Source organism: Streptomyces nanhaiensis (assembly GCF_046614825.1).
In the GTDB taxonomy this organism is placed as follows: Bacteria; Actinomycetota; Actinomycetes; order Streptomycetales; family Streptomycetaceae; genus Streptomyces; species Streptomyces radiopugnans.
In genome coordinates, this window is record NZ_JBKJFM010000097.1 from 1 (window position 1) to 23624 (window position 23624).

Genomic DNA, 23624 nt, shown 5'->3' on the forward strand with positions numbered 1-23624 from the left:
GGAGGCCACGCCGGCGGGCACGGCCGGGGCCTGGACGTGACCGCGCTGCTCACCGCCCTCCACGGCCGCGGCGTGCGGTCCGTGCTGCTGGAGGGCGGCGCCACCCTGGCCGGGGCCTTCGTCGCCGCCCGCGCGGTGGACCGGGTCACCGCCTACCTCGCCCCGGCCCTCCTGGGCGCCGGGCCCGCCGCCCTCGCCGACGCCGGAATCGCCACCATCGCCGATGCGTTGCGACTGACGGTGACCGCGGTCGAGAGGATCGGGCCCGACCTGCGCATCGACGCCGTACCCGCCGTACCCGTCGCGCCCGTATCCGCCGTATCCGCCGTATCCGCCGAGTCCGCTCCCGCCCCCGCCGTCCACGAGCCCAAGGAGTCCTGAGTGTTCACCGGAATCGTCGAAGAGCTGGGCGAGGTCGCCGCCGTCGAGGAGCTGGAGGAGAGCTCCCGCTTCCGGCTGCGCGGCCCGCTGGTCACCGAGGGGGCGAAGCACGGCGACTCGATCGCGGTCAACGGCGTCTGCCTGACCGTCGTGGACACCGCGGACGGCGAGTTCACCGCCGACGTCATGGCCGAGACGCTCAAGCGCTCCTGCCTCGGCGCCCTGACCGCCGGCGACCGCGTCAACCTGGAGCGCCCCATGGCGCTGGGCGGACGGCTCGGCGGCCACATCGTCCAGGGCCACGTGGACGGCACCGGCACCATCACCGAGCGCGTCCCCGGCGAGAACTGGGAGATCGTCAGGATCGCCGCCCCGGGCGGGCTCACCCGCTACATCGTGGAGAAGGGCTCGATCACCGTGGACGGCGTCAGCCTCACCGTCGTCGAGGCGGGCGAGACGGACTTCACCGTCAGCCTCATCCCCACCACCCTCGCCCTGACCACACTGGGCGTGAAGGGCGTCGGGGACCCGGTCAACCTGGAGGTCGACGTCCTGGCCAAGTACGTCGAGCGGCTGCTCGGCCACCGCGTCGCGGCCGGGCCGGCCGGTGCCGCCGAGATCACCGAGACCGCCGAGATCACCGAGACCGTCGAGATCACCGGGACCGCCGGGGTCGCCCGATGAGCGCGCTGGAGTGGCTCGACGGAACCCTCAACGGCACCGCCTTCGAGGCGTTCGGCCAGGGCGTGAAGTGGTCCGACATGGTCGGCAACGTCATGGGCCTGACCGCCCTCGCCCTCGGCTGGCGCCGCTCCATCTGGACCTGGCCCGCGCAGTTCCTGGCCGGACTCATCCTGGTCGCCGCCTACGCCTCCGCCCAGCTCTCGGGCGGCGTCGGCAAGCAGCTGCTGGTCATCGGCGTCGCCGTGTGGGGCTGGCGCCAGTGGCAGCGCGGCGCCTCCGCGGCGGCGGCGGACGACGGGAGCGCGGCGGCCGGGCGGCCCTCCGGCGACGGTGCTGGCAACAGGGCCGACGGCAGGATCACCGTACGGTTCGCCACCTGGCGCGAACGCGGCCTGCTGCTGGCCGGAACGGCCGCCGGCACCCTCGCGGTCGGCGGGCTGTTCACGCTCTACCCGCAGCTTTCCTGGAGCCCGTGGGCCGACGCCTACATCTTCGTCGGCACCCTGGCCGCGATGGTCGCCCAGGCCCGCGGATGGGTGGAGTTCTGGTTCGCCTGGCTGCTGGTGGACCTGGTCGGCGTCCCGCTCGCCTTCGGCAGCGGCCTCGCCTTCTCCGGCCTGGTCTACGTCATCTACTTCGTCCTCGTCCTGTGGGGCCTGCGCGACTGGTGGCTGCGCTCCCGCGCGAAGGCGGCGAACGACCCCGCTCTGGAAGGAGCTCCGGCATGACCGTGCTGCACACCTGGAACCCGCGTCCCGCCGATCCCGCGGCCTCCGCCGACCCCGTGGCGGCCGACGCGTTCGGCGGTGCGGTCGGCGACGCCCTGGCGCTGGACCCGGTCGAGCGCGCGATCGCCGACATCGCCGCCGGACGCCCGGTGGTGGTCGTCGACGACGAGGACCGCGAGAACGAGGGCGACCTCGTCGTCGCGGCCGAATCGGTCACGCCCGAGATCGTCGCCTTCATGATGAGCGAGTGCCGCGGCCTGATCTGCACGCCGATGGAGGCCGGAGAGCTGGAGCGGCTGGAACTGCCGCAGATGGTCGGCGACAACACCGAGTCGATGGGCACCGCCTTCACCGTCTCCGTGGACGCCTCCGCCGCCCACGGGGTGACCACCGGCATCTCCGCCGCCGACCGCGCCACCACCATCCGGCTGCTGGCCGACCCGGCCTGCGAGGCCGGCGACCTGGTGCGCCCCGGCCACGTCTTCCCGCTGCGCGCCCGCCCCGGCGGCGTGCTGGAGCGCCCCGGCCACACCGAGGCGGGGGTCGACCTCGCACGCCTGGCCGGACTGCGTCCCGCCGCCGCCATCGTGGAGATCGCGGGCGAGGACGGCACCATGCTGCGCCTGCCCGAGCTGGTGCCCTTCGCCCGCAAGCACGGCCTGGCGATCGTCTCCATCGAGGCGCTGATCGCCTACCGCCGCTCCCGTGAGCAGGCCGCCCCCGCCGGCCCCGTCCCCGCCCCTTCCGCCGACTCCGCGACCGCCCCCGCCCTGCCCGCCGTCCGACGCGAGGCCGTCACCTCCCTGCCCACCGCCCACGGCGACTTCCGCGCCCACGGCTACCGCTCCACCGCCGACGGCGTGGAGCACATCGCCCTGGTCGCCGGGGACGTCGAGGGCGCCGAGGACGTCCTGGTGCGGGTGCACTCCGAGTGCCTGACCGGCGACGTGTTCGGCTCGCTGCGCTGCGACTGCGGGCCCCAGCTGGAGGACTCCCTGCGCCGCGTGGCCGCCGAGGGCCGCGGTGTGGTGGTCTACCTGCGCGGACACGAGGGCCGGGGCATCGGCCTGCTGTCCAAGCTGCGCGCCTACCAGCTCCAGGAGGCGGGCCGCGACACCCTCGACGCCAACCTGGAGCTCGGTCTGCCCGCCGACGCCCGCGACTACGCCGCCGCCGCGCAGATGCTCACCGACCTCGGTGTGCGCTCCCTGCGGCTGATGACCAACAACCCCGACAAGACCGACGCCCTCGCCCGGTACGGTCTGCGCGTCACCGGCCGCGAGCCGATGCCCGTCCAGGCGGGCGAGCACAACCTGCGCTACCTGCGCACCAAGCGGGACCGCATGGGGCACGACCTGCCCTGGCTGGACGGGGAACCGGTCCCCGTCTGCAGCGGCCAGTGACACCGGCCCCGGCGACATCGGGCCCGCCGGACGTCCCCGTCCCCGCACCCATCCATCGAACGACCCACCGAACGACCCACCGAACGACCCACCGACGAGGAGCAACGTGAGCGGCAAGGGCGCCCCCGAACTGACCGTCAAGAACTGCGGCGACCTGCGCGTGGCCGTGATCGCCGCGCAGTGGCACGAGAAGGTGATGGGCGGCCTGCTCGACGGCGCGCTGCGCGCCCTGGGCGAGCTGGGCATCCACGAACCCACCGTGCTGCGCGTCCCCGGCAGCTTCGAACTGCCGGTCGCCGCCAAGGTGCTGGCGGCCCGCGGCTACGACGCGGTCGTCGCGCTCGGCGTCGTCGTCCGCGGCGGCACCCCGCACTTCGACTACGTCTGCCAGGGGGTCACCGCCGGCCTCACCCAGGTCTCCGTGGAAACCGGCGTGCCCGTCGGCTTCGGCGTGCTGACCTGCGACACCGAGGAGCAGGCCCTGGACCGCGCCGGGCTGGAGGGCTCCAGCGAGGACAAGGGACACGAGGCGGTCACCGCCGCCGTCGCCACGGCCGCCGTCCTGCGCACCGTCGCCGAACCCTGGCGGTGAGCGGACCCGCGACCGGCGTAGGGTAGGGGGCACCATGGCGAACAAGACATTCGAGGAGCTCTTCGGCGAGCTCCAGCAGAAGGCCGCCACCGGCGACCCCGCCACCTCCCGCACCGCCGAGCTGGTGGCCGCGGGCGTCCACACCATCGGCAAGAAGGTCGTCGAGGAGGCCGCCGAGGTGTGGATGGCCGCGGAGCACGAGGGAGCGGAGCGCACCGCCGAGGAGATCTCCCAACTGCTGTACCACCTTCAGGTGATGATGGTCGCCCGGGGTATCGGCCTCGACGACGTATACGCTCACCTGTAGGAACCCCCCGGATCCCTCCGGCGCCGTCACCGCCGACCGCGCCTCCCGTCCGTACCACTCCGCACCACCCACCCCGCACCACCCACCCCGCACCACCCACTCCGTGCCGCCCGCACCGGCCCGAAGAAGCGAAGGAAGACCACCCCATGCTGCGCATCGCCGTCCCCAACAAGGGTTCACTGTCCGAGCCTGCGTCGGCGATGCTCCATGAGGCCGGCTACAAGCAGCGCAAGGACCGCCGCGAGCTGGTCCTGGTGGACAGCGACAACGAGGTCGAGTTCTTCTTCCTCCGCCCCCGCGACATCGCCGTCTACGTGGGCTCCGGCAAGCTCGACATCGGCATCACCGGCCGAGACCTGCTGCTGGACTCCGGGGCCGCCGCCGAGGAGATCCTCCAGCTCGGCTTCGCGGCCTCCACCTTCCGCTACGCCACCCGCCCCGGCACGGCGGGCGGCGTCGGCGACTTCGGCGGCATGACCATCGCCACCTCCTTCCCCGGCCTGGTCGCCAAGCACCTGGCGGACAACGGGGTGGACGCCTCCGTCGTCCGCCTCGACGGCGCGGTGGAGACGGCCATCCAGCTCGGTGTCGCCGAGATCATCGCCGACGTCGTCGAGACCGGCACCACGCTGCGCAACGCCGGACTGGAGATCATCGGCGAGCCCATCCTGGAGTCCGAGGCCGTCGTCATCCGGCGCACCGGAGCACCCGCCGACGACCCCAAGGTGCGGCAGTTCCTCCGCCGCATGCAGGGCGTCCTGGTGGCCCGGCGCTACGTGATGATGGACTACGACATCCGTGCCGAGAAGGTCGAGCAGGCCGTGGCCCTCACCCCCGGCCTGGAGTCGCCCACCATCTCGCCGCTGCACCACGAGGGCTGGGTCGCGGTGCGCTCCATGGTGCCCGCCCGCGACGCCCAGCGGATCATGGACGACCTGTACGACCTGGGCGCCCGGGCGATCCTCACCACCGGCATCCACGCCTGCCGCCTCTGAGGCCGTCGGCATCCACCGAAGCACCGACCCACCCACCGGAGAGCGACGCACGTGCCCGCCCCCACCCCCGAGCCCGGCGCAGAGCCCGGCCCCGGCCCCGAACTGCCGGTGACCTTCCGGCCCGCCCGCACCCGGATCGTCCTGCTGTCGGTCGGCGTCGCGATCCTGGCCACCCTCACCACGGTCGCGATGATGCTGGAGGGGATCGGCGCGGGGGAGCGGGCCTCCTTCGTCCTCACCGGTCTGCTGTTCCTCGGCGTCCTCGCCCTGCTCAGCCGTCCGAAGGTGGTCGCCCAGGAGAGCGGCGTCACGGTCGTCAACCTCACCACCGTCCGTCACCTGGAATGGGCGGAGGTCGTCAGGGTGAACCTCCGCCCCGGCGACCCCTGGGTACTCCTGGACCTCGCCGACGGCACCACCCTGCCGGCCATGGGCATCCAGCCGGGTATCGCCAAACAGCAGGCCATCCGGGACGCTAGGGCGCTGCGCGCGCTGGCCGAGCGCTACGGCACGGGGCCGTCCTCCCGCTGAGCCCGGCCCTTCCGCGCCGGTCCGGCGCCGCATCGCCGTACACCCCGCTGTCGCACACCGCACCGCCGGCCGGGGGCGGACCCCCGTCCCGGGGCGGGGATCAGGCGAGCGAGGGGGGCTCGCGCCGCGGCCCCTCGGGGCCGCGGCCGGACAGCACCTCGCCGTAGGCCTGCATCAGATCCGGCAGCCGCAGTGTCGCCAGCTCCTCCCGGGAGGGCGTGCCCGGGTAGTCCGACAGCCGCAGATCGCGGTAGGCACAGGACTTCTCGTACAGGGTGCGCAGGAAGCGGCCGTTGCCCAGTTCGTCTATCCAGCCCTGGTCCACGACGTGGCCGCTGATGCTGTGCAGCTCCTCCAGCGCCTCCTCGTCCCACAAGTCGCCGTTCTCGGCCGCCAGCACCTCGCCGATGGCCGTCAGTTCCTGCGGGCGGTAGCTGGGGAAGTCCACCCGGGTGGTGAAGCGCGAACCCAGGCCCGGATTGGCGGCCAGCAGCCGGTCCATGCCCTCCGGATAGCCCGCCAGGATCACCACCAGCCGGTCCCGGTTGTCCTCGGCGCGCTTGAGCAGCACCTGGAGCGCCTCGTCGCCGTACGCGTCGCCCTTGCCGTAGCCGGTGTTGGACAGGCTGTACGCCTCGTCCACGAAGAGCACCCCGCCCAGCGCCGAGTCGATCAGCTCGTTCGCCTTGACCGCCGTCTGGCCCAGGTACTCGCCCACCAGATCGGAGCGCTGCGCCTCCACCAGGTGGTCGCCGCCCAGCAGGCCCAGCGCGTAGAACACCCGCCCCAGGATCCGCGCCACCGTGGTCTTCCCCGTGCCCGAGGGGCCGGAGAAGACGAAGTGCCGCTTGGGCGGCTGGACGGGCAGACCCTGCTCGGCGCGGAGCCGCGCCATGTGCAGCTGTGCCGACAGCGCCCGGACCTGGCGCTTGACCGGCTCCAGCCCGACCATGCGCTCCAGCTCCCCCATCGCGCGTGCCAGCAGCACAGGGTCGGCCGGTCCCGCCGGGAAGCGCCCGGCCGTACCCCGGCCGCCGGAGGACCGCTCCCGTACCCCGCCGGCCTCCACCGGCACGGGCCCGCTCACACCACCGCCCGCGCCACCGCCCGCGCCAACGACCGAGCCGCCGCCCGTACCGGGCAGGCCCCCGGCGGCCGGATCGGCGAGATCGGCGCCGTCGGCGGACCAGCCCACACCTGCCGGCAGGTCACCCGGCAGGTCATCCGGCGCGGCCTCGAACGGCGGGCCGTCCGCTTCCTCGGCGCCGTCCGCGAGCGTCACGGCCGTGGCCGCCACACCCGGTGCGTCGTCCAGCCCGTCGCCCTCGGCGATGGCGGTGAGCCGGGCGGCGGTGTCCATGAACACCGGATCCACCCGGTACACCGCCCGGTACAGCGGCAGCGCCGCCGCGCTGCGCCCGGTGCCCTCCCGGGCCCGGGCCAGCCAGTAGCGCAGCTCCTTGCGCTGCGGCTGCTCGCTGCGGCAGCGCATCAGGGCGGCGGCCAGCAGCGGCTCGGCCTGCCCGTACATCTCCAGCCGCACCCGGGCCATGCCCGCGAACAGACCGGCCTCGACGCCCAGCAGCGGGTCGCCCACCAGCGGCTCGGTGTACCGGACCAGCAGCTCCCAGTCCTTGGCGAGGTAGGCGCGGCAGGCGTGCAGGAACCGCACCTGGGGATCGGCCTCCACCGGCGGGCACTCGGCCAGGGCCCGGTCCAGGTCGGCCACGTGGCGGCCGTCCAGCCAGTGCGAGGCGTGCGCCAGCAGCAGGTCGCGCTCGGTCTCCAGCACAGGCTGCACCCACCAGCCCAGCCAGTACCAGGAGTTGAGGGCGCGGCCGTGCCGGGCTCGCTGCTCGCCGAACCGGTGGCGGTGCTCGTGCATCCGCAGCAGCGCGGTGGTGGTGTCCACGCGCAGGGCGTGCAGCCCCAGCCAGGCGTCGGCCATGCCCGGATCGATGCGCACGGCGGCGCGGAACTCCTCCTCGGCGTGGGTGTAGGAGCCCACGGTGTACGCGTCGACGCCGCGCAGCCAGGCGAGATCGGCGGGGGCCTGCGGACCGTGGACGTCCTGCGTGCCGTAGTCCCTCACGTCCCCCACGAAACGTCCCCCGAAGGTATGCGCCGGGCGGTCACCCGACGGCGGCGGTGGTTCTCAACGTCGCTCAACGGCCATGCTGCGAAAGGGAGTTGCCGCAGGCAGACAGGGCAGGGCCCCGGCCGTCCACGGCCTTTGGCATGGTACCCGCGCCGCGGTTCCCGTCGTAGACGGCGTATGCGCAGGCCGCAGGGGCGCGGGGAGGCCCCGGCGGGCCGGCGGCTCCCGCCCGGTGGCGGATGGTGACGGACGGTGAGAACGCGCCGGAGCCGTCCGGGCGGAACCCGGACAGGACGAAGCCCCCGATCACGGGGGAACAACCGGGGGCTTCGTGCGGGAACGGCCTGTCAGGCCGTTCAGGGAGAACGTAGAACCAGGAGCCGGGGCCGGTCAAGCCGGTGCGGGACGGAACGTACGGACCGGTAGGGTGAGAGCGCTTACCGCTGACCCGGTGTCACCCACCGTGACCAGCAACGGACTTCTCTCCGTCCCCTCGCGGTCCCGGAAGCACCAGATACCCCTGCGCGCACCGCCGTACCAGGAGATCGGCGTGGGGGAGGGTGGGGTCGGCGGCGAAGTGCCGCGCCTCCGCGCGATCCCAGTCGTCCCAGAAGCCCGCGAGTTCCGGCCCGTCCCTGTGCCGTCCCCGGGCCCAGGCCTCCTCGCGCGGCAGGTCCAGCCATACGACACAGGCCAGATGGGGGCGCAGGGCATGGCGCCCCGCGCCGACCCCCTCCACCAGCACCACCGGCGCGGGCGGCAGCGCACGCTCCCCGCCGAACACCCGGTGCTCCCAGTCGTACACCCCGTACCGGGCCGGCTCCCCGCGTGAGAGGGGGGCGGCCACCTGCTCCAGAAAACGGTCCGTCCACTCGAACAGGGCTTCGTGACTTGCCAGGTCGTCCAGATGGAGCACCGGCGCCCCGCCCAGCCGGGCCGCCAGGCGTCCGGCCAGCGTGCTCTTGCCGGACCCGGCGTGCCCGTCGACCGCCACCAGCCGCACCGGACCGCACGACGGCGGCAGGGCGCGCAGCCGCCGGACGAGGCCGGCCAGACCGGAACGGGCACGGGAGATCACCGCTCCAGCGTACGGCCGACCGGGTAACACCACTGGTCGACACCAATGTTTTCGGGTGCGCGGGGGCCCGCAGCACTGGCCCCGAAGATCCGGCGGCGGCAAGATGTGGACACTCCGCGGTCCGTCCGCGGTACCACCGCCGCCGTATCGGCGCAGCACCCACGCGCGGGACCGCACGCGCACCGACTCACGGAAGGACCGGGGTACCCACCGCCATGACCGACAGCAGACCGGCCACCCGCCGCACCGTACTCGCCGCCGCCGTCGCCACCGCCGCAGCGGCCGTCGCCTCCCAGACCGCGCTCTCCCCGGCCGCCGCCTCCCCGCTCCCGGCCTCCCCGCCCGCACCCGGGACGGGCCCGGGCGGCGCACGGACCGGCGCACGGACCGGCTCCACGGTGGACTACCGCGCCTGGACCTCCGCCGCCGACTGGCGCTCCGGCACCGGGCGGGGCACCCGCGTGGCGACCGGCGACCGCCCCGGCATCACCATCGCCGCCCCCGCGGGCACCACCGACTACACCGACCCGCACACCCGGCGCACCGCCGCCTGGGAGTACGCCGTGTGGACCTCGCCCGTCCACCGCCTGCCGGTGCCCGCCGGCGAACTCGTCGCCTCCTGGAACGCCCACACCCCGGCCGGCACCTGGATCCGGATCGAGATGCGGGGCACGTACACCGACGGCACCGACACCCCCTGGTACACCCTGGGCGTCTGGGCCGCCGGCGACGAGGACATCCGCCGCACCTCCGTGGACGACCAGGGTGACGGCAAGTCCAGCGTCTGGACCGACACCTTCGCCGTCGACGACACCTCCACCGGCCTGCGCCTGGCCTCCTACCGGCTGCGCGCCACCCTCCACCGCGCCCCCGGCACCGACGCCACCCCCGTGGTCTGGCGCCTGGGCGCCATGGGATCCGACGTCCCCGACCGCTTCGAGGTCCCGGCCTCCGCCCCGGGTGTGGCCGCGGGCGTCGAACTGGACGTCCCGCGCTACTCGCAGAACACCCACATCGGCCAGTACCCGGAGTACGACAACGGTGGCGAGGCGTGGTGCAGCCCCACCTCCTCGCAGATGATCATCGAGTACTGGGGACGCAGGCCCACCGCCGAGGACCTGTCCTGGGTCAACCCCGAGTACGCCGACCCCCAGGTCTGCCACGCCGCCCGCTTCACCTACGACTACCAGTACTCCGGCTGCGGCAACTGGCCGTTCAACACCGCCTACGCGGCCACCTACCGCGACATGCAGGGCGTCGTGACCCGCCTGGACTCCCTCGCGGACGCCGAGAGCCTGGTCCGCGCCGGCATCCCCCTGATCACCTCCCAGTCCTTCATGGAGTCCGAACTCGACGGCGCGGGCTACGGCACCGCGGGCCACCTGATGACCGTCATCGGCTTCACGAAGGACGGCGACGTCATCGCCAACGACCCGGCCAGCGACAGCAACGAGGCCGTCCGCCGCGTCTACAAGCGCCGGCAGTTCGAGAACATCTGGCTGAGGACGAAGCGCTACAACGACAAGGGCCAGGTCAGAAGCGGTACGGGAGGCATCTGCTACATCCTCTTCCCGGCAAAGCCCTCCCCGGCCCAGCACCGCGCGCTGCGCGCGCTCGGCATCCGCTGACCCGGCGCCGTCGAAGACGGCCCCGAGCACCTGCCGGCAGCGCTCGCTGCCGTCGGCGGTGAGGTGGCCGTAGCGGTCCGCCGTGACCCTGATGGAAGCGTGCCCCATCCACCGCGACACCTCGTGGAGGGGGACGCCGCTACCCAGGGTCACGGTGGCCCACTTGTGCCGCAGGTCGTGAACTCGGCCCTGCTGAAGCGGACCGTGCTGCCAGAGAAGTCGACCCCGCCGAAGTCGACCCTGCCGCCGGAGAACACCGCCTTGGAGAAGTCTCCGCCGTCAAAGACAACGCCGGTGAAGTCGAAGTCGTGGCCCTGCCAGGAGTGGGGGTGGTCCACGGGGAGACGGAGGTGGTCGCGGACAAGCCAGATGATGGTGTGCCGCACTTCCCGCAGAGCCAGGTAGTGTGCCGGGCTTCCGCGTCACCAGCGGGGAGGTCGGTTTCGGATATGTAGGGCAGGCGCAGGTAGGCGCACAGGACATCGATGCAGGTCTGGCGCAGGACGCGCCTTTCAGCCCGGCGGCGGGGCAGACGAGGAATCATGGCCGGTAGGACCAGCCAGTCGTACGACTGGCTGCAGCGAACTCGGGCCTGTTCTCCCGAAGTCACGGCGAAGTGACAAGTAACTCAGCGTGACTTCGGGCCTCCGCTTCAGTGCGGGACTCGTCACCGGACCCCGCGCGGAGGGTCTAGCGTTTGATCTCGCCGGCGCTGGAGGGGGAACTGCCAGCCTCCACCCTGACGACTGCCGGGCGCGGAACGTTCGCCCCGACTCGACGGCTTCCTTACCCCCGACACACACCGGGAGAACGGCACCAGCGTCCGGGTTGCCCGCTGGCACCGTTACACCGGCGAGCCCGCCGATGTTCCTCGACGCCTCACCACCAACCGTGCACGAGCTCGATAACTGACCATGATCGTTCTTGGTGTCAACGGCTGTGTCATTGTTCCCCGAGGTCGAGATCGGAGCAGGCGAGACCTACCACCGGAGTAGCATCAGGCGCGTCGAGACCCTCCGGACGAGGCGCGGGAGCCCCAACTGCCAAGAGACCTCGATACTCCTACCGGCCGACGACGCGCTGACCTTCAGCACGCTCCCGGTTAAGGAGAACCGGTGCCGGCCCGGACTCCGGCTTCACGCCGACGCAAGGGCAGCACATCCTGATCCTGCTCGGTGCGGCATCTCGATCTTCCGTCATCGGAACACCTCGGCCCCTGCCCGGCGGTCGCCGCGCGTACCCCGACCACCCACAACTGCGAGAAGCCACATCAGGAGCGGCGATGAACGACGAGATTCAGCTGATCAGCGACGATGACGGACTGGCCGTCATCGGGAACGCGGCGGACGTCGAATGCTTCCTCATCTCGGAGGGACTGCCGTCGAAGGACCTCGGAACGCAGCGGCTCAAATCCGCCTTCAACGCCGGGGCCGCAGCCGCGCAGGCGGGCTCGGACATCGTCGCCGAATCCGGCCGCTGGGTGAAGCTGACCCGGGAGTCGGCGCAGGTCGTCAAGAAGTACGGGCTGAGGAAAAACGCGAAGACGGGTCTCAGTACAGGTGTGGTGAAGGGGCAGAAGGGCCAGATTAGGGGATTCGTCGAATTTGCGCGGGGCCCCCGGTCGATTCTGACCAGCCCGGCGGCTCTCGCCAACACCGCGAAGCTCATGACGCAGGTCGCGATGCAGCAGACCATGGACGAGATCACCGACTATCTCGCCGCGATCGACGAGAAGGTCGACGACATCCTGCGCGCCCAGAAGGACGCTGTGCTGGCCCGCATGATCGGAGTGGGCTTCGTCGTCGAGGAGACCCTGACCATTCGGGAGAAGAGGGGCAGGGTCGACGAGATCACATGGTCGAAGGTGCAGGATGCGCCGACGACGATCGCGGATACCCAGGCGTACGCGCTGCGTCAACTCGACGCACTCGCGGAGAAGCTGGAGGGCAAGACCAAGATAGGTGACCTCGCTGAGGCGGTCAGGGAAGCCGAGCCCGCGGTTCGGGAGTGGCTCGCCGTTCTGGCCCGCTGCTTCCAGCTGCAGGACGCGGTCGCCGTGCTCGAACTCGACCGGGTGCTGGATGCGTCTCCGGAGGAGTTGGACGGGCATCGCCTCGGGCTGAAGGCCGCCCGGCGGAAACGGCTGGAGTACATAGCGCGGAGCACCGAGCGTCTGGTGGCCCGAATGAATGCGGCCGCCGAGGCGGCCAACTCGAAGGTGCTGCTGCACCCGACCAAGTCCCCGGCCGTGGTCCGGTCGAGCAACCAGGTCGTGACCGGCGTCCACGACTTCCACGGGCGGCTCGGGATCGAGTCCGGTCGCCGGTCGTCGGAGGCGAGGCGGTGGGCGGAAGCGGCTGCGGAGGCGAGGGACAAGGCGCTCGAGACGGGGGCGAAGGGCATCGGTGCCGCCAGAAGCCTCGGCAGCGAGACCCTCGAGAAGGCCGGCTCGGTGAAGGACAGGCTCTCCAGCCAGATCACCGAGCGGGCGCGCCGCCGGCGCGGGAACGAGGAGAAGCGCGACGAGGAAGGCTGAGCGACCGCCGACCGCCGACCGTCGCCAGGTGCGAGGCTCGGCCACACCCTCAGCCGAGAAGAGTCCTTCTCCGCCGGTGCTCACCGCAAAAGCCTCGGGCCTTGGGTTGAATCACGCCCGATGCTCCGCGTGAGGTACCGACTGTGGTGCTATGGGCCTCCAGGATCTAAAAGCGTGCCAAGCGAGCCAAAGCAGCGCATCGATCGTGACGGGGGCCCACCACTCCAGCCGTACGGCTGGAGTGGTGGGGAAACCGCGTGCCCAGCGGCCCGGGAGTGTTTGGCGGTGAGGTGTCAGAGCGTCCCGGGGTGATGGCCGCCGGCCAGGGCTTCCCCGGTCGGCGGCGCGAAGTGCGGCCAGGCCCGTTCAACCTCAGCAACCGAACAGGACCGTACTGCCCAAGCTGCTGAGCCGGTCAGCGCTCGTAGCGGCTGGGGAAGGGGAAGTAGCTTTCGAGGAAGGTGTGGAGGCGGTCGGCTACACGTTCCTGCTCGGCTTCCGGGGTGTTGACGTCGTTGAGGCAGAAGAAGTCGTGGTCGCGGTGCCGGGCCAGTGAGGCGAGGCGGTCGACGGCATCGGGCAGGGCGACATCGACGTAGCGCAACTTGTACTTGCCGGGGACGGCCCGGCCGGTCAGGTAGGCGTAGTGGTGGTGCAGGGACGCACCCATCGCGATGTCGGTCACCGAGCGGAAGCGGGAACGGCTGGTGCGCGTCACGTCCTCGGCGAACCGCTCCTCCAGCTCCTCCATCACCTCCCGGATCTGCGGATGCGGGGTGTGCATGAACTTGTTGACGGTGAACCGGCTGTGCGCGTCCAGAAGTAGTTTCCGGACGTTCTTGCCGGCGGAGTTGGGCGCGGGTTCGTCCGGATGGGGTGCGCCCAAGCCGAGTTGGAAGGAGGAGAAGGGGAGCTTGGCGATTCCGTTGCCGTGGAAGAAGTGGCCCGCGGTGACGGGGCGGCCGAGGAAGACGTCGTCGTTGAAGTACAGGTAGCGGTCCGACAGCTCCGGTATGTGGTGCAGTTGAGTACCGATCGCGTGGGAGTTGAAGACCGGCAGCGCGGAGGGATCGGCGAATATTTCCTTGTGGTCGACGACCTTGATGCCGGGGGCATTCCGGTTCAGCCAGGCTGGGGTCTGTCCGTCGGTGACGATAGTGAGGCGACGGGTAACGTCGGCACCCCGCCCGCCAGGGCGGGCTCCGGAGTGACCTTCGGGGCACAGGGGCCGCACGGACCGAACGACCCCGCGGCATCCCTGGACGGCACCCCGAACGGTTACCTGGGCACCGAACAACCCGTGGTCGACACCGACGAGACCTTCTCCGTCGGCGCCTGGATCTACCTGCCCGAGATCCCCGACCGCACGATGACCGTCGTCAGCCAGGACGGCACCGCCGAACCGGGCTTCGCTCTGGGCTACGACGAGGTCACCAAGTCCTGGTCCTTCCGCATCCCCGTCACCGGGCTGGAGAGCATGGGCTCCTGGAAGGCATCCGGCGGCATCGTCCGCGCCAAGACCTGGACGCACCTCATCGGTGTCTACGACGGGGACGAGGGGAAACTGCGCCTCTACGTCAACGGCATGCTGGTCGAGAACGACATCCAAGCGCGCCGGACTCTGTGGAAGGCCCAGGGCGGACTGCAGATCGGCCGTGAACTATCCCTGTCGGGCCCCACCGCACACCTCAAGGGCACGGTCGCGGACGTCAAACTGTACGACCGAGTGATCGCCGCCGGAGAGGGCCACGAACTGGGCGGCCTCCCCGCCAAGCAACTCGCATACTGGGGGCTGGACGAAGCCCAGGACGGAGTCTCCCCCGACTGGGACCCCAAGGCCTCCGGCGATCCGGCTGGTCTGGGCCTCACGTTGGCAGGGGACGCGGCCATCTACACCCCGGCGGAGACCAACTGCGACGTGGACCTGGACCCCGACTGCGCCGCAGGGCCGCCGGTCCCCGACGCGTTGTGGGGCGACGGACACCTGACCCTGGACGGAGTGACCGGGCATGGGACCCGGGCCCCGGGCCTGCAGTCGGCCGAGGGCAGTTTCACCGCCACCGCCCGGGTACGGCTGGCCTCTCTCGGTGCCACTCGGGACCAGACGGTACTCGCACTGTCCGGCAGCCAAGGAAACGCTGCGCTCGTACGCTACTCCCAGGCCGACGACCGCTGGCAGCTCGAACTGACGAGCAAGGACGGCACCGCACCGGACGGCACGGAGCCTGTGGTCACCACCGCTGTGGACGCGGGAGCCCTCCCCAGCGCGGAGGGCGACGGCGACCACCTGGCGCTGGTCTACGACGCGGTGTTCGGCGGGGTCCGCCTCTACGTCAACGGGCAGCTGGCCGGAGCCCAAGCCATGTGGCGCAACACCTGGGACCTCTCCACCACGAGCCTCCAGGTGGGCCGGAAACTGACAGGCACCACGGGAGGAGAACACTTCTCCGGTGCCATCGACGAAGTCCGTGTCTACCAGGGCGCTCTGGACTCGGGAGCGATCGGCACAGTAGCCGGACTCGCCTCCGGAACGAGCCTGTCGGACACATGACCCGCACAGGAGTGGGCGGATGTCAGGTCCGCCCACCCCTGTGCCCAGCACCCGTTTCCCTGAATTCCTCGACTTTGGACTCCCGGAGCAGCCATGCCCACGCCCGTCCGGTTTTGGCCCAATGTACCGTTTCGGCGACGCGCTTACCGACGCCATGTGATCATCGCGCTCGGTGTGGCGCTCACCGTCGGCCTGCTGCCGCAGTACGTCCCGCAGAGCGAAGCCGAGGACCTCGGACGTTCTGAACTGCGGAACTACGACGAGCCTGTGCGGGGAGAGAACGCCACTTACAAGCCGCGCAAGGCCAACCCGGTAGAGAAAGCCTGGGCCAAGGTACCGGCTGAAGCCGAGTGGCCCAGAGCGGGCACCGAACGCATACGGATCGGGCGGAAACCCGAGGAGGCCGATCGCCTGCCGCTCAAGGTCGGCCCGCCGAAGAAGGGCACCACGGCCAACTCCACGCCGGACTCAGTCACCGTGGAGGTCGTCAGCCGCAAGAAGACCGACGCGGCCGGCATCGACGGTGTGCTGCTCCGTGTGACTCGTGCCGACAGTCGGAACGAGCAGGGTTCGGCACGCCTGCAACTGGACTACTCCGGCTTCGCCGACGCCTACGGCGGCGGCTACGGTTCCCGGCTGCGCCTTGTGCAGTACCCGGGCTGCCTGCTCGACACCCCGGAGAAGAAGAAGTGCTCAACGCCGCGTGAGCTGGACGGCACCAACGACACCGAAGCGCGGACGCTGACGGCCGACGTTCCGGTCGCTCCCTCGGCGAAGGGCCACCGCACACAACTCACAGTGGACAGAGCCGCCCCTTCCGGCGCCGGGATGCTGCTGGCGGCCACCGCCGACGAGGGATCCGACCAGGGCAGTTACGGAGCCACCCCTCTCTCGCCCTCGGCCGAGTGGAGCGTGTCCAACTCCTCAGGTGCCTTCAACTGGAACTACCCACTGCGCACGCCACCGGTTCCCGGAGGGCTCGTTCCCCCCGTCGCCTTCGGTTACAACTCCCAGTCCGTCGACGGTCAGACGGCGACCACCAACAACCAGGGGTCGTGGATCGGCCAGGGCTTCGGCTATGAACCGGGATTCATCGAACGCCGCTACAAGGCGTGTGCCGACGACGGCCACGCCGAGACCAACGGCGACCAGTGCTGGGCGCACCACAACGCCACCATCCAGATCGCGGGCGGCCCCTCGGGCGAACTGGTCCTGGACGACACGACCAAGAAGTGGCGGATCAGCTCGGACGACGACTCCAAGGTCGAACTGCTGACCGACGGCGCCAACGAGGACGACAACGGCGAGCACTGGCGGATCACCACCACGGACGGCACCGAGTACCACTTCGGCCTGGACCGGCTCCCCGGTTGGACCTCCGGTGATGAGGAGACCAGCTCGACCTGGACCGTTCCGGTCTACGGCGACGACGAGGGCGAACCCTGCTACAAGGCGACGTTCGCCGAGGCTTACTGCGACCAGGCGTGGCGCTGGAACCTGGACTATGTGAAGGACACGCACGGCAACGTGATGTCCTTCTACTACGGCCGGGAGACCAATTACTACACCCAGGGCCTGAAGACCACCGAGAACGGAAAACCGTACATCCGCGGCGGCTACCTCAAGCGAATCGACTACGGCCAGCGCCATGAGCAGGTCCACAGCACCGCCGCCCCGGCCCGAATCGTCTTCAGCACCGGCGAACGCTGCATGGGCACGGCCGAGGAATGCGAGCCCGGCGACCTCACCGACGCCACCGCCAGCCGCTGGCCGGACGTGCCCTGGGACCGCAACTGCAAGGCTGACTCCAAGTGTCCTGGCCAGAACTCTCCGACGTTCTGGACCCGCAAGAAACTGAACTCGGTCACCACCCAGATCCGGTCCGGCACCGGCTACAGCACCGTGGACTCCTGGAAGTTCACCCATGAGTTCACAGACAACGGCGACGGCTCCAGGACACTGTGGCTGAACACCATCGACCACACCGGGCACGTCGGCTCGTCCAGCGCCTCGATGCCCTCCGTCAAGATCCACGGGCGGAAGCTGCCCAACCGGGTGGACAAGACGGGCGACAACATCCAACCGATGAACCGGTTCCGACTCGCGGGTGTCGAGAACGACACCGGAGGGCACCTGAGCGTCTCCTACGCACCGGCCGACTGCTCGGAGAGCACCCTGCCGGCGGCCGACTCCTCCACCAGACGCTGCTACCCGGTCAAGTGGAACCCACCGGGTGAGGAGGAACCGGTCACCGACTGGTTCCACAAGTACGTCGTCGACCGCGTCACCGAGACCGACCTGACCGGCGGCGCACCGGACATGGTCACCGACTACACCTACCTCGGCGGGGCCGGCTGGAAGACTCCGAAGCCCGACGGCATCACCGACGGCGAGTACCGTACCCGCAGCGACTGGCGCGGCTACGGCAAGGTCCGCGTCACCAAGTCCGACGGCACCGACAGCCCCTCCAACACCCGCACGGAGCACACCTTCCTGCGCGGCATCGGTGACCCGGTCACAGACTCCGAGGGTGACACGCACTCCGATCCCGAGGAGCTGTCCGGCTTCGAGATCGAGACCATCACCTACAACGGCGCATACACCGCCGACAGGACCACCACCAAGAGCATCAACACCGCCTGGAAGCACAACACGGCCACCAGGGCGAGAAGCTGGGGCACCACCAGGGCGTGGTACGTCCGCCCGGGGACCACCACCACATACACCATGCTCGAAGGCGGCGGCAGACAGCAGACCAAGAGCACCAACCGCTACGACACCGAGCACGGCCGTCTGACCGAAACCGACGACTACGGCGAGGTCGGCGTAGCCGGCGACAACCAGTGCACCCGCACCAGCTACGCCGACAACGACGGACTGCACATCCTGGAAGCCGTCTCGCGGGTGGAGAAGGTCGCCGTCTCCTGCGACACGACGGTGGACCGCAAGACCCAGGTCATCTCCGATGACCTGACCTTCTACGACGGCAAGGGACTCGGAGAAGCCCCGACCAAGGGCGACACCACCAAAGTTCAGAAGCTCGCCTCCCACGACGGGACCACACCGACCTACCGCACCGTCACCCAGTCCGCCACCACGGACTTCGACGCCTACGGCCGCCCCACGAAGGTGACCGACGCCGCGGGAACCTCCACCACCATCGATTACGAGGAGACCGACGGCCTGACGGCGAAGAAGGCCGAGACCAACCCACTGGGCTGGACCACCGTCACCGAGTACGCACCCGCATGGGGCCTTCCCACCGCGCAGGTGGACAACAACGGCAAGCGCACCGACCTCGCCTACGACGCTCTGGGCCGCCTCGCATCGGTGTGGCTCCCCGACCGTCCGAAGGCATCCGACTTCACGCCGTCCATCAAGTACGACTACCTGGTCCGCAAGGATGCTCCGGTCGCCGTCCGGACCCAGAAGATCCGCAACGACAACACCTACAACACCGAGTACACCCTCTACGACGGTCTGCTCAGACCTCGCCAGGAGCAGACCGAAGGCCCCGACGGCGGCCGCATGATCGCCGACACCTTCTACAACGGCCTGGGCGCCATCAAGAAGACGAACACCGACTACTACACAACCCAGGAACCCCAGGACCAGCTGTTCGACCCCTCCGAGGGAGGCGTCGGAGCCCAGACCGTCATCGAGTACGACGGTGCCGGACGCAAGACCGCCGAGATCTTCCGCGTCGCAGGCGAGGAGAAGTGGCGCACGACCTACGCCCACGGCGGTGACCGGGTCCACACCGACCCGCCCGCCGGCCAGGCGCCGACCACCGCCATCACCGACGCGCGCGGCCGCACCAAGGAGGTCCGCCGCTACAAGGGTGACGAACCCCTGCCCGGCGGCACGACCGCCGACTACGAGGCCGTTCGCTACGCCCACACCCCCGCGGGACAGCTCAAGACCGTCAGGGACCAGGCCGGCAACACCTGGACGTACACCTACGACCAGCTGGGCCGCAAGATCGAAGCCGATGACCCGGACACCGGGACCACCCGCTACGCCTACGACGTCCTCGACCGTCTGATCTCCACCACCGACGCGCGTGGCAAGAAGATCTCGACCAAGTACGACGCCATCGGCCGCACCCTGTCCACGTGGGAGGGGGAGCCGGACACCGGCACCAAACTGACCGTCTCGACGTACGACAGGCTCGCCAAGGGCAAGCTGTACGGGACGTACCGCTACGCGGACGGCGCCGTCCAGTCCAGCACGATCATCTCCGAGCTGGACGAGATGTACCAGCCGACCAGGATCCGCCACAACCTCACGGGCACCGCAGCTCCGGAGCTCAACGGTACCTATGAGTACGGATTCCAGTACAACCGCGACGGCACCCTCCAGTCGACACGGATACCCGCTGCCGGCGGGCTGCCCGCCGAGACCGTCTCCCACGTCTACGACGACCTGCAGCGCGTGACGCAGACGAGGACCTCACTCGGCACCACCTATGTGAACGCCGCCCGATACACCACCATCAGTCAGCTCGAGGAACTGGAACTGACCACTGGCGGTCCGACCGACAAGAAGGTGTGGCTGAGGTACGAGTACGAGCGCGGAACCGATCGCCTCACCCGTTCCCAGGTCGTCCGCGAAGGCGCGTCGGTCGGTACCTACGACGCCCGGTACACCTACGACCAGGCCGGCAACGTCACGGCTGTCGCCGACACCCCGACCGGCGGCCAGACCGACACCCAGTGCTTCACCTACGACTGGCAACGGCGACTGGCCGAGGCGTGGTCCACCTCCAACACATCCGACGGCGCTGTCGGCTCGGGCAGGACCAATGCCGCCTGCGCCGGAGGCCCGTCGGCAAGCACCATCGGCGGCGCGGCGGCCTACTGGCACTCCTTCTCCTACGACGCGGCCGGAAACCGCAGCAGGCAGACCATCCACGGTGTCGGAGGCGCGGGTGACATCACCCGGACCTACTTCTACGGAGACCAGGACCAGGACGGCACCCCGGGCGAGGCCGGCGACGGTGGTCCGCACATGCTCACCAAGGTCGTCCAGGACACCGCCGCCGGTGGCCAGGGCCCCGCGGTCCGCTCACAGGACACCTTCGCCTATGACGAGGTCGGCAACACCGACAGACGCGTCCTGGACGGGAACACCCAGGACCTCGACTGGAATGCCGAGGGCAGACTGACCAGGGCGGTCCAGGGCACTCAGGAGTCCGCCTTCGCCTATGACGCGGCCGGCGACCGGATCCTCCGCAAGGAGCCCGACGCCACCACCTTCTACCTGCCCGGCATGGAACTGCGGCTGGACGCCACGACCAAGGCGATCACGGGCACGCGCTACTACAGTTTCGGCGACCGGACGGTGGCGATGCGCACCGGGGACGGTGTGCGCTTCCTCGCCTCCGACCACCACGGCACCGCCGAGATCGCGATCGACGCGGCCACGGGGGAGACGACCCGCCGCCGGATGGACCCCTTCGGTGCCGAACGCGGAAACGCTTCCCAGCCCTGGATGGACGACAAGGGGTTCCTCGGCAAGCCCGTGGACAAGTCGACCGGCCTGACACACATCGGCGCACGCGAGTACGAACCGGAGAACGGGCGGTTCATCTCCGCGGACCCCCTGATCGACTTCACCGACCCCCAGCAGATCAACGGCTACGCCTACAGCAACAACAATCCCGTGTCGTTCTCCGACCCGACGGGATTGATGATCTACGACGACGCCACGGGTCTCGGCTACGGAAACGCCCAAGTCCTGCAGAACCGCATCAAGCGTGATCCGGCCAGCTACCAGCGTGCCCTGCTCTGGCGCAGCCAGAGCTTCCACCAGTACTGGGCGCAGGTCAACTCGCCGGCACAGCAGAAGGCGGACAGAGCCAGGGCCGCGGCCAACGCCGCGAAACAGCGCGCGGTCATGGCCGCCAAGGAAATAGCCAAGATCGCCGCGGACGAACTCGGCATCACCGACGCCCTGGACTGTTTCACCACCGGTTCCCTCGGTGCCTGCGGTGCCACGATCGTCAACATCGCCACCACTTTCGCCGGCGGACTGGTCAGCAAACTGGCGGTCAAATACGGCGTTCCCTGGAACTGGGAGAAGGGGGTCGCGCTCGGCGCACGGGTGTGGGGCCTGCTGGGCAAGATCATCTCAGGGTTCACGACCTGGGCGAAAAAGGGCAGAGAAGCCGACAGGTTCGAGGATGCGGCCGCAGCCGCCGGAAGCTGCCCGACACCGAACAGTTTCGTCCCGGGCACTGCGGTCCTCATGGCGGACGGCAATACGAAGGCCATCGAGGATGTCGACATCGGCGACAAGGTCCTCGCCACCGACCCCGAAACCGGTGAGATCGCGGCTCGGGAGGTGACCGCGGAGATCACCGGCAGGGACGCCAAGCACCTGGTGAAGGTCACCGTCGACATCGACGGAGAGAAGGGCGACAGGACCGCTTCGGTCACGGCGACCGACGGTCACCCCTTCTGGGTCCCCGAACTGGGCGAGTGGATCGACGCCACCGACCTGGAGCCTGGCCAGTGGCTGCGCACCAGCGCCGGCACCCACATCCAGATCACTGCGGTCAAGCGCTGGACCCAGCAGGCCACAGTCCACAACCTCACCGTCGCCGACCTGCACACGTACTATGTGCTGGCGGGGGAGACGCCGGTCCTCGTTCACAATAGCAATGGGTGCCCAACGCATGTGATCGGAAAGGGAGACGATCCCCTCGTTCCCGACCTGGTTGACGACATCAACGCACGCTATCCGGGACACGTCCGGGCGCAGGGAGTCGATATTGTCGGCGCGGATGGCCAAGTGCTCACGGATTTCGACATCGTGACCAGGAACGCCGTGGTTCAGGTCAAAACGGGTTCGGGTAAGGGAGCGCTGAAGCAGGCTTTGAGAACTCAGAGTCTGACGGATTATCCGGTCATCGTATACCTCCCGCAAGGGCGAGGAAGCGTGATCAAGAGTCTTGAGCAGGCCGGCATCATGGTCACTCGCGACAAGAATGTCCTGCTGGATGTCTTGGCTCCGTAGTCCAAGATGCGTCATCAGCACCCGTCACGACAGGAAGATCCATGCGCCCTACCATCGTTCTCCTCAGTCCCCCAGGGAGCCATCAGCGCATCGTGGCTCGTCTGCAGAAGGCTGGTGCCTACAGCGAGGGTGAAACCTTCGATCGGCTGGATCGGGGAGAATGCAGCTTCGGCGTAGACGCGTCCGGGGATGTCCTCGATGAATTCGATGAGGAAGAAGTGGATGAGATTCGCCAGAAGATCGGCGAGTTTCAGGCGATCACGCTTGAATACCCGGGAGTGTCTTGCATTCGCGATCTCCTGGGCGAGGTAATCCAGGGGCTATCAGGCTTGCTGGATACGAATTACGGTGAACTCATCGAATATGGAGAGGTTCTAGCGCGGTTCCAGAGGGAACCTCTGTGGGATTGGCGATTCACCGTGGGTGAATAACCTCCGCAGGCGGGTGCGGTAAATCGCGAGAGGGGGCAGGTCGATGACCTGCCCCCTCTCCCTATAGCCCGCGACCTTGCTTTCACTCGCGAATCGCCACTTGGTGGGTAGTGCCCAATGAGACCGCCTGACGGCAGTAGTTGACGGCAACGTCAGCGGACAAGGACGGTGCAAGGTGGCGGCTCATCGCCATTGGAGCTGGCCGTCTCGGTGATCCCACCACTGCTGAGCGCGGTGCTGAGAGTGTCGATGGCGTTGCGCTGGAGGCGGAGTCGGACGTGGGCGTAGACGGTGGCGGTGACGCCGATGTGGGCGTGGCCTAGGAGTTCCTTGATCACGACGAGTTCGACGCCCTGCTCCAGAAGCAGGGTCGCGGTCGAATGGCGGAGGTCGTGGAAGCGGATGCGGCGGAGGCCAGCCTTGCGGAGGAGCGTGATGAAGGCGCGAGTGAGGTTGGTCGGGTCGATCGGCCCGCCCTGCACCGTGGTGAACACGTGCCCGCTGTCCTGCCACGCCGGGGTCTGTCAAACGTTCGGCTCTGGCCCGTAGTCGGTGGTGACGCCGAGTAGCCATCCGCGATGATCTCGTGATGGATGTCAATTTTCTTATCGGGACGGTGTTTTCCGGGCTGTCGGCACTGGTCGTCGAGGACGTTACGGAC

Annotated in this window: 16 protein-coding genes and 2 pseudogenes; 13 read left to right on the forward strand and 5 right to left on the reverse strand. The window is 69.6% G+C overall.

The features are described 5' to 3' along the window. The 8 genes from ACLIYP_RS19930 to ACLIYP_RS19965 all read left to right on the forward strand — a co-directional run. A partial coding sequence (locus ACLIYP_RS19930) for a RibD family protein (protein ID WP_412714488.1) occupies window positions 1-381 on the forward strand: 381 nt, incomplete at its 5' end. Continuing rightward, on the forward strand, window positions 382-1065 hold the full coding sequence (locus ACLIYP_RS19935; protein WP_412714489.1) for a riboflavin synthase: 684 nt from the start codon (window positions 382-384) through the stop codon (window positions 1063-1065). Next, window positions 1062-1793 carry a nicotinamide mononucleotide transporter family protein gene (locus tag ACLIYP_RS19940; RefSeq protein ID WP_412714490.1) on the forward strand — a complete coding sequence of 244 codons (732 nt, stop codon included), beginning with the start codon at window positions 1062-1064 and terminating at the stop codon, window positions 1791-1793. The genes ACLIYP_RS19935 and ACLIYP_RS19940 overlap by 4 nt, the downstream gene beginning before the upstream one ends. Then, window positions 1790-3196, forward strand: a complete 1407-nt coding sequence (ribA, locus tag ACLIYP_RS19945) for a GTP cyclohydrolase II (RefSeq protein WP_412714491.1) — start codon at window positions 1790-1792, stop codon at window positions 3194-3196. The genes ACLIYP_RS19940 and ribA overlap by 4 nt, the downstream gene beginning before the upstream one ends. A gap of 106 nt (window positions 3197-3302) precedes the next feature. Further along, window positions 3303-3788 (forward strand): 6,7-dimethyl-8-ribityllumazine synthase, encoded by a 486-nt coding sequence (ribH, locus tag ACLIYP_RS19950; RefSeq protein WP_412714492.1) that lies wholly within the window; start codon window positions 3303-3305, stop codon window positions 3786-3788. A 34-nt stretch (window positions 3789-3822) separates the two neighbouring features. Further along, complete coding sequence (locus ACLIYP_RS19955; RefSeq protein ID WP_093656614.1) at window positions 3823-4095, forward strand: phosphoribosyl-ATP diphosphatase; 273 nt, start codon at window positions 3823-3825, stop codon at window positions 4093-4095. Between the two features lie 146 nt (window positions 4096-4241). Further along, the gene (gene hisG, locus ACLIYP_RS19960; protein ID WP_093656612.1) at window positions 4242-5090 is read left to right on the forward strand and encodes an ATP phosphoribosyltransferase; all 849 of its coding nucleotides are present in this window, start codon (window positions 4242-4244) and stop codon (window positions 5088-5090) included. Window positions 5091-5141: 51 nt separating this feature from the next. Next, complete coding sequence (locus ACLIYP_RS19965) at window positions 5142-5621, forward strand: PH domain-containing protein (protein WP_412714493.1); 480 nt, start codon at window positions 5142-5144, stop codon at window positions 5619-5621. A 100-nt stretch (window positions 5622-5721) separates the two neighbouring features. Here ACLIYP_RS19965 and ACLIYP_RS19970 read toward each other — a convergent pair whose 3' ends face one another. Both ACLIYP_RS19970 and ACLIYP_RS19975 read right to left on the reverse strand, forming a co-directional pair. Next, window positions 5722-7722: an AAA family ATPase gene (locus ACLIYP_RS19970; RefSeq protein ID WP_412714494.1), complete on the reverse strand. Its 2001-nt coding sequence runs from the start codon at window positions 7720-7722 to the stop codon at window positions 5722-5724. 451 nt (window positions 7723-8173) lie between these two features. Further along, window positions 8174-8797, reverse strand: a complete 624-nt coding sequence (locus tag ACLIYP_RS19975) for a uridine kinase family protein (RefSeq protein ID WP_412714495.1) — start codon at window positions 8795-8797, stop codon at window positions 8174-8176. Window positions 8798-9012: 215 nt separating this feature from the next. On the opposite strand from ACLIYP_RS19975, the gene ACLIYP_RS19980 reads away from it, so the two are divergent. After that, the gene (locus ACLIYP_RS19980; protein WP_412714496.1) at window positions 9013-10425 is read left to right on the forward strand and encodes a peptidase C39 family protein; all 1413 of its coding nucleotides are present in this window, start codon (window positions 9013-9015) and stop codon (window positions 10423-10425) included. Window positions 10426-10574: 149 nt separating this feature from the next. Here ACLIYP_RS19980 and ACLIYP_RS19985 read toward each other — a convergent pair whose 3' ends face one another. Continuing rightward, the gene (locus tag ACLIYP_RS19985) at window positions 10575-10763 is read right to left on the reverse strand and encodes a pentapeptide repeat-containing protein (RefSeq protein WP_412714497.1); all 189 of its coding nucleotides are present in this window, start codon (window positions 10761-10763) and stop codon (window positions 10575-10577) included. A 944-nt stretch (window positions 10764-11707) separates the two neighbouring features. On the opposite strand from ACLIYP_RS19985, the gene ACLIYP_RS19990 reads away from it, so the two are divergent. After that, a complete protein-coding gene (locus tag ACLIYP_RS19990) occupies window positions 11708-12961 on the forward strand; it encodes a hypothetical protein (protein ID WP_412714498.1) in 1254 nt (417 codons plus the stop codon). Between the two features lie 415 nt (window positions 12962-13376). On the opposite strand, the pseudogene ACLIYP_RS19995 reads toward ACLIYP_RS19990, so the two are convergent. Beyond that, a pseudogene (locus tag ACLIYP_RS19995) lies at window positions 13377-14123 on the reverse strand (stealth conserved region 3 domain-containing protein); the annotation flags it as partial. A 45-nt stretch (window positions 14124-14168) separates the two neighbouring features. Here ACLIYP_RS19995 and ACLIYP_RS20000 point away from each other — a divergent pair. The 3 genes from ACLIYP_RS20000 to ACLIYP_RS20010 all read left to right on the forward strand — a co-directional run bounded on the left by ACLIYP_RS20000 (window position 14169) and on the right by ACLIYP_RS20010 (window position 22963). Beyond that, window positions 14169-15512 carry a LamG domain-containing protein gene (locus ACLIYP_RS20000; protein ID WP_412714499.1) on the forward strand — a complete coding sequence of 448 codons (1344 nt, stop codon included), beginning with the start codon at window positions 14169-14171 and terminating at the stop codon, window positions 15510-15512. Window positions 15513-15668: 156 nt separating this feature from the next. Continuing rightward, entirely contained in the window at window positions 15669-22532 is a 6864-nt protein-coding gene (locus ACLIYP_RS20005) for a polymorphic toxin-type HINT domain-containing protein (RefSeq protein WP_412714500.1), read from the forward strand. 92 nt (window positions 22533-22624) lie between these two features. Further along, window positions 22625-22963 carry a hypothetical protein gene (locus ACLIYP_RS20010; protein WP_410539409.1) on the forward strand — a complete coding sequence of 113 codons (339 nt, stop codon included), beginning with the start codon at window positions 22625-22627 and terminating at the stop codon, window positions 22961-22963. A 152-nt stretch (window positions 22964-23115) separates the two neighbouring features. Here the strand turns inward: ACLIYP_RS20010 and ACLIYP_RS20015 are convergent. Further along, window positions 23116-23478: pseudogene (locus ACLIYP_RS20015) on the reverse strand (tyrosine-type recombinase/integrase); the annotation flags it as partial. Between the last annotated feature and the right edge of the window lie 146 nt (window positions 23479-23624).